The 11,853-nt window shown below is 71.5% G+C and carries 11 protein-coding genes; 4 read left to right on the top strand and 7 right to left on the bottom strand.

The window, feature by feature from the left end; translation table 11 throughout:
• The 6 genes from ACTMTJ_RS38155 to ACTMTJ_RS38130 all read right to left on the bottom strand — a co-directional run.
• Nucleotides 1-155, bottom strand: a 155-nt coding sequence (locus ACTMTJ_RS38155; protein ID WP_441223617.1) for an adenosylhomocysteinase, incomplete at its 3' end; no start/stop codon positions are given.
• Between the two features lie 336 nt (nt 156-491).
• The gene (manA, locus tag ACTMTJ_RS38150; protein ID WP_441223600.1) at nt 492-1,589 is read right to left on the bottom strand and encodes a mannose-6-phosphate isomerase, class I; all 1,098 of its coding nucleotides are present in this window, start codon (nt 1,587-1,589) and stop codon (nt 492-494) included.
• A gap of 3 nt (nt 1,590-1,592) precedes the next feature.
• On the bottom strand, nt 1,593-2,537 hold the full coding sequence (locus ACTMTJ_RS38145) for a cation diffusion facilitator family transporter (RefSeq protein WP_441223598.1): 945 nt from the start codon (nt 2,535-2,537) through the stop codon (nt 1,593-1,595).
• Complete coding sequence (locus tag ACTMTJ_RS38140; RefSeq protein WP_441223596.1) at nt 2,534-3,718, bottom strand: SIS domain-containing protein; 1,185 nt, start codon at nt 3,716-3,718, stop codon at nt 2,534-2,536. The genes ACTMTJ_RS38145 and ACTMTJ_RS38140 overlap by 4 nt, the downstream gene beginning before the upstream one ends.
• Nucleotides 3,715-3,918, bottom strand: coding sequence for a Trm112 family protein (locus ACTMTJ_RS38135; RefSeq protein WP_441223594.1), 204 nt, complete (start codon nt 3,916-3,918; stop codon nt 3,715-3,717). The genes ACTMTJ_RS38140 and ACTMTJ_RS38135 overlap by 4 nt, the downstream gene beginning before the upstream one ends.
• A gap of 39 nt (nt 3,919-3,957) precedes the next feature.
• On the bottom strand, nt 3,958-4,716 hold the full coding sequence (locus ACTMTJ_RS38130) for an HAD-IIB family hydrolase (protein ID WP_441223592.1): 759 nt from the start codon (nt 4,714-4,716) through the stop codon (nt 3,958-3,960).
• Between the two features lie 81 nt (nt 4,717-4,797).
• Between ACTMTJ_RS38130 and pgm the strand changes: the two genes are divergently transcribed.
• Nucleotides 4,798-6,453 carry a phosphoglucomutase (alpha-D-glucose-1,6-bisphosphate-dependent) gene (gene pgm, locus ACTMTJ_RS38125; RefSeq protein WP_441223590.1) on the top strand — a complete coding sequence of 552 codons (1,656 nt, stop codon included), beginning with the start codon at nt 4,798-4,800 and terminating at the stop codon, nt 6,451-6,453.
• Nucleotides 6,454-6,692: 239 nt separating this feature from the next.
• Here pgm and ACTMTJ_RS38120 read toward each other — a convergent pair whose 3' ends face one another.
• Nucleotides 6,693-8,132, bottom strand: a complete 1,440-nt coding sequence (locus ACTMTJ_RS38120) for an aldehyde dehydrogenase family protein (protein ID WP_441223588.1) — start codon at nt 8,130-8,132, stop codon at nt 6,693-6,695.
• Nucleotides 8,133-8,245: 113 nt separating this feature from the next.
• Between ACTMTJ_RS38120 and ACTMTJ_RS38115 the strand changes: the two genes are divergently transcribed.
• From ACTMTJ_RS38115 to ACTMTJ_RS38105, 3 genes are read left to right on the top strand one after another with little or no spacing between them, the layout of a single operon-like run.
• Nucleotides 8,246-9,679: a gamma-aminobutyraldehyde dehydrogenase gene (locus tag ACTMTJ_RS38115; protein WP_441223587.1), complete on the top strand. Its 1,434-nt coding sequence runs from the start codon at nt 8,246-8,248 to the stop codon at nt 9,677-9,679.
• Between the two features lie 3 nt (nt 9,680-9,682).
• The gene (gene gabT / locus ACTMTJ_RS38110; protein WP_441223586.1) at nt 9,683-10,963 is read left to right on the top strand and encodes a 4-aminobutyrate--2-oxoglutarate transaminase; all 1,281 of its coding nucleotides are present in this window, start codon (nt 9,683-9,685) and stop codon (nt 10,961-10,963) included.
• 44 nt (nt 10,964-11,007) lie between these two features.
• Complete coding sequence (locus ACTMTJ_RS38105; protein ID WP_441223584.1) at nt 11,008-11,751, top strand: HipA domain-containing protein; 744 nt, start codon at nt 11,008-11,010, stop codon at nt 11,749-11,751.
• Nucleotides 11,752-11,853: the final 102 nt, after the last annotated feature.

The following is an 11,853-nucleotide window of genomic DNA, read 5'->3' as shown; positions in this document are numbered from 1 at the left end:
AAGGCCATCAGCCCGGGCATCTCGTGCTCCGCGAGCTGGATCTCCTTGCGACCGAAACCGGCCAACGACAGGTCCGCTACCTTGTAGTCGCCTTCGGCGACGGTGCGCGGGCGGGCCGAGGCCGACGCGTCCGGCGCCGGCAGAGTGCTGGTCATGAAAGCTCCTGTCGAACGCGTCCGTTGCAACGAGCAACCACCATACGCGGGCGGCCTCAAGCGCAAATAGAGGGCTCGGATCGGGGCACTCTACGCAGCGCGCGGGGCGGCGGGTCATGAGCGGGCTCTCCGCTCAACTCCCACCGCCCCGCGCATCCCCCCGGTTTGGTTCCCCCGCGCGTGACTCGGACCTTTCGTCGCGATAACGCTGCGTGGTTATAGCGTTACATTGCGCTATGGCGGTGTCAAGCGAATCAGGAAATTTCTTGATCTGTACGTGTGTGCGAATGGCGCAAACGCCTAGGTGGGAACGGAGCCCACCCCAGAAGCCCAGAGTTACGCCGGCACGGACGCGACGTACGCCTCTCCGGATCCGACGAACGTGAGCGCGGCGGGACCGGCCGTGGCGAAGGCCGCCTCGCCACCGGCCAGCGCCACCTCGCCTGCGCCGTCGTCGACGATCAGGTCGCCGGCCAGGCAGATCACTACCCGCGGCCCGAGCACCGGCAGCACCGCGGCACCGGCGGTCGGCCGCACGCGGTGCAGGGCGAACTCCTCCACCGGCGCCGGCCACCGCACGATCCCCGGACCCACCTGCTCGGGACGCACGACCGGGTCGGCCAGCACTTCGAAGCGCAGCACCCGCAGCAGCTCGGGCACGTCGACATGCTTGGGCGTCAGACCGCCGCGCAGCACGTTGTCGCTGGCCGCCATGATCTCTACGCCGGTGCCCTCGAGGTACGCGTGCAGGTTTCCGGCCGGCATCCAGATCGCCTCGCCGGGCGCGAGCGTGACGTGGTTGAGCAACAGCGCCACGAGTACCCCGGGATCGCCCGGATAGCCGGCGGCGAGCCGGCGGACGAGCGCGGGCGCGTCGGGCCCCGCCGTCGCCTCGGTGACCGCGGCCGCCGGTAGCGCGACGAGGTCGGCCATCGCGGCGCGGAGGTCGCCCCGGCCGAGCGCGGCGACGACCGGCTTGAGTGCGGGTGCATCCATAGTGGACAGCGCGGCGGCGGACGCCGCGGGGTCGCGAAACCCGCACAGCGCCTCGAAATCCGACACCGCCACGAGCAGCTCGGGCTTGTGGTACGCGTCGACGTAGCTCGGATGCCCGGCCGCGAACCGCTCCCGCGCCTGCTCCGCGTCCGGGTGCGCCTGGAGCGACAGCGGCGCGGCGGCGGCGAGCACCTTCATCAGGTACGGCAGGCGCGGGCCGAAGCGCGCCACCACCTCGCCGCCGAGCATGCCCTCCGGCTCGGCGGCGATCAGGTCGGCCAGGCTCGCCCCGTCGACCGTGGCGGGGTCGCCCGGATGGGCGCCCAGCCACAGCTCCGCCTCCGGCCCCTCGCTGGGCACCGGCCGCCCCTGCAACCGTGCGATCGCGGTGCGGGAACCCCACGCGTACGGCCGGACGCGGCCGGACAGGCGGCGCACCGCTCAGCCCGCGGCCGGGGCGGTCTCGGCCGGCACCTGGTAGATGTCCGGCTCGAGGTAGATGACCCGGGCGATCGGGACGGCCGCGCGGATGCGCGCCTCGGTCGAGTTGATGTGCCGCGCGATGTCCTCGCCGCTCTCGTGCCCGCGAATCGCGATCTTCGCCGCGACCAGCAGCTCCTCCGGGCCGAGGTGCAGCGTCTTCATGTGGATGACCCGCTCGACCTCCGGGCCCGTGGTGATCGCTTCCACGATCTTGGCCTCGTCTTCGGGGGTGGCGCTCTCCCCGAGCAGCAGGCTCTTGGTCTCCAATGCGAGCACGATCGCGATCGTGACCAGCAGGATGCCGATGGCCGCGGTGCCGAGCGCGTCCCAGGTGCCGTCACCGGTGATCAGCGTCATCGACACGCCGATGAGCGCGAAGATCAGACCGACCAGCGCACCGAGGTCTTCCAGCAGCACCACGGGCAGCTCGGGCGCCCGGGCCCGGCGGACAAACTGGACCCACGATGCCTTGCCCCGCACGTGGTTGGACTCGACGATCGCCGTACGGAACGAGAACGACTCCATGACGATCGCGGCCGAGAGCACGACCACCGGCACCCAGTGCCACTGTGTGATGCCCTCGTCCCGGTGACCCCACTTGTGGTACGCCTCGTACAACGCGAAGCATCCGCCGAGGCTGAAGAGCACGATCGAGACGATGAACGCGTAGATGTAGCGCTCCCGCCCAAACCCGAAGGGGTGCTGCGGGGTGGCCTCCCGCCGCGCCCGGCGCCCGCCGAGCAGCAGCAGCGCCTGGTTGCCGGAGTCGGCCACGGAGTGGATCGACTCGGCCAGCATCGACGACGACTGGGTGAGCAGCCACGCGAGGAACTTCGTGACCGCGATACCCAGGTTTGCCAGCAGCGCTGCGATGATCGCTCTGGTGCCGCCGGAGGTACTCACGGGTTGCTCAGCTCCTTCATCTCGGTGACGGCCGGCACGGCCATGGGGTCGAGTCCGTGTGCGAGAGCGAGGTAGATCGAGGCGAAGTCGGGCACGGCGACCAGCGAGGCCAGCCGCTCCAGCGGTGAGCCGCCCTCGGCGGTGACCACGTCGCAGCGGACACCGCGCCGCTCGGCCAGCGTCTGCACCGCGTCGGCCCGCCGCTCCTCGACCGCGACCGGCTCGTCGGCGTCTTCCTCGTTGCCGAGGCCGCCGTCGCGGAGCAGCACCACGCGAAGCCGCGTGACGTCCTGCTCCTCCCCCTCGTCGGCGAAGATGTCGCGGGACGACTCCACCAGGCCGCCGAAGACGCCGTCGAGCAGGCCCACCCGACCGCGGCCGGCCTCACCCAGAGCGCCGGCGACCACGGGGTAGCGGGCGTTCGCGGAGATCGTGTCGGCGAAGCGCCGGGCGGCCACCGCGGCCAGCGGCGACGAGCCCCACACGATCGGCACCGAGCCGGCCAGGCCCAGCGCCAGCGACTTCGCCGGGTTGACGAAGGACTCGGCCGTCGGGCGGCAGCGATCGGCGTCCGCGTCGAGCCGCGACGCGGTCTCGGCCAGGTCGGCCTCGTTGACCTTCACCAGGCCGAACGTGCGGGCGGCCAGCAGCACCGGCACCGTCAGCCCCCAGAGGCTGGCGCGGGCCGGGGCCCGCCGAGGCACCGGGATGAACGGCGCCCGCGCGCCCTCCGCCACCGACTGGAGCAGCGAGTCGGGCGCGCCGACCGCCACGAGGCGCGCGCCCCGGCGGGCGGCCGCCTCGGCGGCGCCGAGCGCCTCGGGGCTGCGGCCGGAGGCGCTGACCGCGATCACCACGTCGGCGGCGCCGACCCAGCCGGGCACGCCGGCGCTGCGGTGCGCGATCACGGGGACGGGACAGCGGGGGCCGGCGACCGTCGCGAGGATCTCGCCGGTGCGGCCAGCGGTGCCGATGCCCGCGATCACGACGGCACGCGGGCGGCCCTCGTCACTCAGCGCGGCCAGGTTGGCCTCCGCGGCGAGCGCCGCCGTCTCGCGGACCTGCGCGCCCGCGGAAGCGGTGGCCCGCAGCATGCCGCCTGGGTCGTTTTCCGCCAGGGCGTCGGGGTTGTCCAACAGTGCCTCGTCGACCGTGCGGCGGCCGCGCACGCTCGCGCTCATTTCTCGCCTTCAGGGGTAGGGGGCTCGCCCTCCGGGGTACGGGCCTCGTCCAGCAGCAGCACCGGGATGCCGTCTCGCACCTCGAAGATCCGGCCGCACTCGGTGCAGGTCAGGGTCTCGGCGGCGGCGTCGTACTCCAGGGGTGCGTGATGCGTGTCTGGGCACGCGAGGATCTCCAGCAACTGCGTGTCCAGCGACACCGGACGCTCCTTCCAAACGCGGGCGGGGCTGCGATGATCCTAAACGTCCCCGGGTACACCGTCCGGCAGCGTGGTGAGCAGCCGCTCGACGTAGTCCGCGGTGTCCTGCCAGCGGGTCACCGCCACGGAGCGGATACCCATCGCCTTCACCGGGTAGTCGTTGCCGCCCTCGTCGAGGCGGTCGCCGACGAAGAGCACCTCTTCGATGGCCAGGCCGAGGTGCTCGATCAGTTTGCCCATGCCGTACGCCTTGTCGACGCCCATCTTGGTCACGTCGACCGACGTGGAGCCGCCGCTACGCACCTCCAGGTCGGGCAGGCGGGCGGCCGCGTAGTCACGCAGGGCCGCCTTCTTGGCGCCGTCGGGGTCCCACGCGTACTTGGCGTCGACCGGCGCCCGCTGCCCCAGCGCCGAGAACGTCACCTGGCTTCCGCGGTCTTCGACGATGTCGCCCCACGGCTCGGGCTCCCAGATGCCGAGCGCCTTCGCACCCTCGACCAGCACCGCGACGATGCGCTCCTTGGCCTCTTCGGTGAGGTCCTCGGCGTACACGAGGCCCCAGCCGCCGTCGATCCAGCGGTAGTAGCGGGTGCCGCAGGTGGGCATCAGGTGCAGCCGCTGACGCGCGACGGCATCGAGGTCTAGATGGCGCAGCACCTGGGTATCGAACTGCTCGAACCGCCCGCCCGAGATCACGCAGACGTCGACCTGAGCCAGCAACTGGGCCAGCAGCTTCGCCATCCGGTCGTCGATTTGGGACTTCGACACGGCGAGTGTGTCGTCGAGGTCAAAGGCCACGACCCGAATGTTGCCCGCCAACAGAAGCCTCCCACACGACTACGATCGAAACCGCTTCCCGACTTCCCGAGAGGATACGTCGTGTCCGATACTGCCCGGCTTCACCCTCGCGCCGGTCGCGTCGCCGAGTCTGGTGATCTCGTCGACGTGCCCCACCTCGTCTCGGCCTACTACACCGGTAAGCCGGACGTGGCGGAGGCCGGGCAGCGGGTCGGGTTCGGCACATCGGGGCACCGGGGGTCCAGCCTGAAGCTGGCGTTCAACGAAGACCACGTGGTCGCGATGAGCCAGGCCATCTGCGAGTACCGGGCGGAGCGCGGCATCGACGGCCCGCTCTACCTGGCCCGCGACACCCACGCCCTCTCCGAGCCGGCGCTGCTGAGCGCGCTGGAGGTCTTCGCCGCCAACGGGGTGCGGGTGCGGCTCGACAGCCGCGACGGCTACACGCCGACGCCGGCGGTGTCGCACGCGATCCTCACCTACAACCGTGGTCGGACGAGCGGGCTGGCCGACGGTGTGGTCGTCACGCCGTCACACAACCCGCCGCAGGACGGCGGCTTCAAGTACAACCCGCCGTCGGGCGGGCCGGCCGGCACCGACGTCACCAAGGTGATCGAAGACCGCGCCAACGCGCTGCTGGAGAGCGGGCTCAAGGAGGTCCGGCGGGTCACCGTCACGCGCGCGCGGGCCGCCGAGACCACCGAGACGTACGACTATGTCGGCACCTATGTCGGCGACCTCCCCAACGTGGTCGACATCGATGCGATCCGCGCGGCCGGGGTGCGCATCGGCGCCGACCCGCTCGGCGGCGCGAGCGTCGCGTACTGGGACGAGATCGCCAGCCGCCACGGGCTCGACCTCACCGTGGTCAACCCGCAGGTCGACCCGACGTGGCGGTTCATGACGCTCGACTGGGACGGCAAGATCCGGATGGACTGCTCGTCGCCGTACGCGATGGCCTCGCTGATCGAGCAGCGCGGCGCGTTCCAGGTGGCCACCGGAAACGACGCGGACGCCGACCGCCACGGCATCGTCACCCCAGACGGCGGCCTGATGAACCCCAACCACTACCTGGCCGTCGCGATCGACTACCTCTACCGCAACCGCCCGCGGTGGGCCGCGGACGCCGCCGTGGGCAAGACGCTTGTCTCCTCCTCGATGATCGACCGCGTGGCCAACGACCTCGGCCGCCGGCTGATGGAGGTGCCGGTCGGTTTCAAGTGGTTCGTCGACGGCCTCGTCGACGGCAGCGTGGGCTTCGGCGGCGAAGAGAGCGCCGGCGCGTCTTTCCTGCGCCAGGACGGCTCGGTGTGGACCACCGACAAGGACGGCATCATCCTCTGCCTGCTCGCCTCCGAGATCATCGCGGTCACCGGCCGCTCGCCGAGCGAGCGGTACGCCGAGCTGACCGACCGGTTCGGCGCGCCCGCCTACGCCCGGATCGACGCACCGGCCAGCCGCGAGGAAAAGGCCGTGCTGGCCAAGCTCTCGGCCGACCAGGTAACCGCGAGCGAGCTCGCCGGCGACCCGATCACCGCCGTCCTCTCCAACGCCCCCGGCAACAACGCCCCGATCGGCGGCGTCAAGATCGTCACCGCGTCGGGCTGGCTGGCCGCCCGCCCCTCCGGCACCGAAGACGTCTACAAGCTCTACGCCGAGTCCTTCAAAGGCCCCGACCACCTGGCCCAACTCCAGCAGGAAGGCCAAGCCCTAGTCTCGTCGGCGCTCAAGGCCTAGAGGATCTACCCCAAGAGATCGAAATTCTGAGCTACCGCGACGCCCGTCGTGGTCCAGACCGCTGCTCCCGCGGCCTCACCCGTCCGCCGTTGGTGAGGCGTCGCTTCGCGACGCCCAAGGGCTTGTCCCGCGGAGCTGGCAGCGGAGGCCGGGGATCTCGGCTCGCCCTGCGAGCCGCCGGGCTCCGCGGTCTCCGGCGGGAGCGGCGGTCCGCGGGTGACGCGGACCCGGGACCTGATCTAAAGGTCGATGCCGGTCAGGACCATGACTCTCGGTTCTGTGTAGTCGTCCATCGCGCTGCGGAGGCCTTCGCGGCCGACGCCGCTGCCTTTGAGGCCGCCGTAGGGCATCTGGTCGGCGCGGTAGGAGGGCACGTCGCCGATGATCACGCCGCCCACCTCCAGCGTGCGGTGTGCGGTGAACGCGGTCTGGAGGTTGTGCGTGAAGACGCCGGCTTGCAGGCCGAACGCCGAGTCGTTGACGGCCGCCAGCCCGGCCGCGTCGTCGGGAACGCGGGCCACCGCGAGCACCGGGCCGAAGACCTCCTCGGTGAGCACCTTCGCGCCGGCCGGCACGCCGGTCAGCACCGTGGGTGGGAAGGTGGCGCCCTGCCGCTGGCCGCCGGCGACGACGGTGGCGCCACCCGCCACGGCCTCGTCGACCCAGCTCTCCACCCGCTTCGCGGCGTCTTCGCTGATCATCGGGCCGACGTCGACGGTCTCGTCGGACGGGTCGCCGGTCTTCAGCGCTTCCACGGCGGCGACGAGCCGGGGGACGAATGCGTCCTCCAGGTATTCGTGCACGAACACGCGCTGGACCGCGATGCAGCTCTGCCCGGCCTGGTAGTTGGAGAAGAGCGCGATCCGCCGCGCCGCCCATTCCAGATCCTCGATCGACGACCAGTCGCCGCAGACCAGGGCCGCCGCGTTGCCGCCCAGCTCCAGCGTCACGTGCTTGTGCGGCACGCGGTCGCGGATCGCGTAGCCGACCGGGCCGGAGCCGGTGAACGACACGACCGGCAGGCGCGGGTCCTCGACCAGCGCGCCGGCGCGATCGTTGGGCACCGGGAGCACGGAGAACATGCCCGCCGGCAGGTCCGTCTCGGCCAGGATCGAGCCGAGCAGCAGCGCGGTCAGCGGGGTGGCCGGGGCCGGCTTGAGGACGATCGGTGCGCCGACCGCGATGGCCGGTGCCACCTTGTGGGCGACAAGGTTGAGCGGGAAGTTGAACGGGCTGATGCCGAGCACCGGCCCGCGCGGAAAGCGGCGGATCATGGCTATCCGCCCAGCCGCCGCCGGGTCCGTATCGAGGCGCTGGAGCTCGCCGGCGAAGCGGCGCGCTTCCTCGGCCGCCCAGCGAAACGTGGAGACGCCGCGTGCGACCTCGGCGCGCGCCCACTTGAGCGGCTTGCCGTTTTCGGCGGTGATCAGCTGTGCCACCTCGTCGACCCGCTCGGCGAGCCGGTGGGAGACGTGGTCCAGCGCCGCGGCGCGCGCGGCGGCCGGGAGCGCGGAGGCTTCGGCGGCCACGCCCGCGGCGGCCGCCACCGCCCGCTCGACCTGCTCGGGAGTGGCGTTCGCGGTGCGCCCGACCGTGCGACCGTCATAGGGGTGGTGAACGTCGAGGGTGTCGTCGCTGGTGCTCTTCTGCCCGGCCACGTAGAAGGGCGTGATCTCCATGGTCAAACTCTAGTCGGTTAACGAAAACAGTCGCCAAGCACCTTGTCTGCCGCGAATTCAGTCGCGAAGATGGCGGGTGAGATGCGATAACCGCCGTTCACCGGGAGACCTCGATGACTGACAAGCAAGTACTGCGCAACTTCGTCAACGGGGGCTACGTCGATCCGGTCGACGGCCGCTTCAGCGATCTTGTCGACCCGTGCACGGGCGAGGTCTTCGGCCAGGCGCCGGTCTCCTCCGAGCGCGACGTCGACCTCGCGATGGACGCCGCCGCGACCGCCTTCGAGTCGTGGCGCGACGCCACGCCCGCGGAGCGGCAGAAGGCGCTGTTGAAGTTCGCCGACGCGGTGGAGTCGCGGACCGCCGAGCTCGTTGACGCCGAGGTGCGCAACACCGGCAAGCCGCGCCAGCTCACCGCCGAGGAGGAGCTCCCGCCCGCGGTCGACGAGCTGCGCTTCTTCGCCGGTGCCGCGCGGATGCTGGAGGGGCGCTCGGCCGGGGAGTACATGGCGGGTCACACCTCCTACGTGCGGCGCGAGCCGATCGGCGTCGTCGGCCAGGTGACCCCGTGGAACTACCCGCTGATGATGGCGATCTGGAAGATCGCGCCAGCCCTCGCGGCGGGCAACACGGTCGTGCTCAAGCCGTCCGACACCACGCCGGTGTCCACGCTGCTGCTCGCCGAGATCGCTTCCGAGTTCCTGCCGGCGGGCGTCTTCAACGTGGTCTGCGGCGACCGCGACACCGGCCGCTCGCTGGTCGCCCACCCGACCCCGCAGCTGGTATCGATCACTGGCTCCACCCGGGCCGGCAAGGAGGTCGCCGCGGCGGCCGCCCCCGACCTCAAGCGCACCCACCTCGAACTTGGCGGCAAGGCCCCGGTCGTGATCTTCGACGACGCCGACCTGGCCGCCGCGGCCGAGGCGATCGCGGTCGGCGGCTACTTCAACGCCGGCCAGGACTGCACCGCGGCCACGCGGGTGCTCGCCGGCCCCGGCATCCACGACGACTTCGTGGCCGCGCTCGTCGAGCAGGCGCGGGAGACCAAGACCGGCGGCCCGGACGAGGAGGACGTGCTCTACGGCCCGCTCAACAACGCCAACCAGCTCGCGCGCGTAAGCGGCTTCGTGGACCGGCTGCCCGATCACGCCTCGCTCGGCATCGGCGGCTCGCGGGTCGGCGACCGCGGGTTCTTCTACTCGCCCACCGTCGTCTCCGGCGTACGGCAGCAGGACGAGATCATCCAGGACGAGGTCTTCGGCCCGGTGATCACGGTGCAGCGCTTCACCGACGAGGAGGAGGCGGTGCGCTGGGCCAACGGCGTGGAGTACGGCCTCTCCGCCTCCGTGTGGACGAAGGACCACGGGCGCGCGATGCGGATGACCCGCCGGCTCGACTTCGGCTGCGTATGGGTCAACACCCACATCCCGTTCGTCTCCGAGATGCCACACGGCGGGTTCAAGCACTCCGGGCACGGCAAGGATCTTTCCGTGTACAGCCTGGAGGACTACACCCGGCTCAAGCACGTCATGCACAACTGGGGTTAGGCGATGCCCACCTCAGAGGAGCTGCACAAGCGCCGCACGGCGGCGGTGGCCCGCGGCGTCGGCAGCGTCGTGTCGTCCTATGTGGATCACGCCGCCGGCGGCACGCTGACCGATGTAGACGGTCGCGAGTGGATCGACTTCGCGTCCGGCATCGCGGTCACCTCCGTCGGCAACGCGGCGCCCCGCGTCGTCGCGGCGGTGCGCGAACAGGTGGCCCGCTTCACGCACACCTGCTTCATGGTCGCGCCGTACGAGTCCTATGTGGCCGTCGCCGAGACGCTCAACTCGCTGACGCCGGGCGGGTTCGAAAAGCGCTCGGCCCTCTTCAACTCCGGCGCCGAAGCGGTCGAAAACGCCGTGAAGATCGCCCGCCACGCCACCGGGCGGCCGGCCATCGTGGTGCTCGACCACGCGTACCACGGGCGCACCAACCTCACGATGGCGATGACCGCCAAGAACATGCCGTACAAGCACCGCTTCGGCCCGTTCGCCGGCGAGGTCTACCGCGTGCCGATGTCGTACCCGTTCCGGGACGGCGGCCTGAGCGGTGCCGAGGCCGCGGCCCGCGCACTGGACCAGGTCGACAAGCAGGTCGGCGCGGCCAACGTGGCGGCGGTCATCGCCGAGCCGATCCAGGGCGAGGGCGGCTTCGTCGTGCCCGCTCCCGGCTTCCTCCCGGCCCTGGCCGCGTGGACCGCCGCGGCCGGGGCGCTCTTCGTTGCCGACGAGATCCAGACCGGCTTCTGCCGCACCGGGTCGTGGTTTGCCTGCGAGCACGAGGGTGTCGAGCCCGACCTGGTCACCACCGCGAAGGGCATCGCCGGCGGGCTGCCGCTCGGCGCGGTGACCGGGCGCGCCGAGGTCATGGACGCGGTGCACCCGGGCGGCCTCGGCGGTACGTACGGCGGCAACCCGCTCGCCTGCGCCGCCGCACTTGCCGCGATCGAGACGATGCGCGAGCTCGACCTGGCTGCCGCCGCCCGCCGCATCGAGTCGGTGATGGTGCCCCGCCTGCGCGCTTTGGCCGGCCACGACCCGCGCATCGGCGACGTACGCGGCCGCGGCGCCATGCTCGCCGTCGAGATCGTCCAGCCCGGCACGATCACCCCGGACGCGGCCGCGGCGGGCGCGGTCTCGGCCGCCTGCCACCGGGCCGGGCTGCTCACGCTGACCTGCGGCACGTACGGCAACGTGCTGCGCTTCCTGCCGCCCCTGGTGATCGACGACCCGACGTTGGAGCGCGGCCTGGAAATCCTCGAGGAGGCGTTCGCCGCCACCACCTGATTGCCGCTCACCCACCACACTCCGTGTCGGGCATGGTGTGGTTCATGGCACTCGTCGTCCTGATGGACGGTCAGATCGCCGGGGCGGTGAGGCAGGACCGCAACGGCGAACTGACGCTGACCTATGACGCCGAATTCGAAGCCGCCCGTGGTCTTGGCCTCGACGCGGCGGCTTCGCGCATCGCGTCGTTCGACGGCGAGCGGGTCATCGTCGTCGACCGCTATGACCGGCTCCCGCGCGCGGACGGCGCGATCCGCCGGCTGCACCAGGAAGACCTGTGCCAGGCACTCGGGATCCCACCGGTGATCAAGTACCAGAGCGAGGGCGGCCCCGGCCCGGAGCAGATCCTGGGCCTGCTCCGGTCGGACAGCTGCCGCCGCCGGTTCGTGGACGCACTGGCGTTCAACTGGATCATCGCGGGCACGGATGCCCACGCCAAGAACTACTCCCTGCTGCTCTCCGGCTCTGAGGTGCGACTGGCGCCGCTCTACGACCTGGCCAGCGCTCTGCCCTACGACGAGATGCACGCCCCGAAGCTGCGGATGGCGATGCGCATCGGTGGCGAGTACCGGATCGCGGCGATCCGCGCGCGGCATTGGCGCCGGCTGGCCGAAGGCGGCGGGCTCGACCCCGATGCCACCGTGACGCGAATCGACGATCTCGCAGCCCGCATACCGGATGCGTTCAAGGCGGCGGCACACAGCGCGCCTGGTGAGCTGGCCGAGCGCCTCTGCCAGCGAGTCACCACCCACGCCGACCGCTGCCGCGCAGCCCTCACCGACAACTAGCCAGCCGGCGGCGGGCAAACGCCGCCCACGGAAAGAGGGGTAACCGCGACCGGCGGCGGACGGGTGAGGCCGCGGGAGCAACGGCCTGGACCACGGCGGACG

The sequence above is a fragment of the Phytohabitans sp. LJ34 genome (assembly GCF_052068095.1).
GTDB lineage: Bacteria > Actinomycetota > Actinomycetes > Mycobacteriales > Micromonosporaceae > Phytohabitans.
This window is presented reverse-complemented; position numbering and strand designations above follow the sequence as displayed.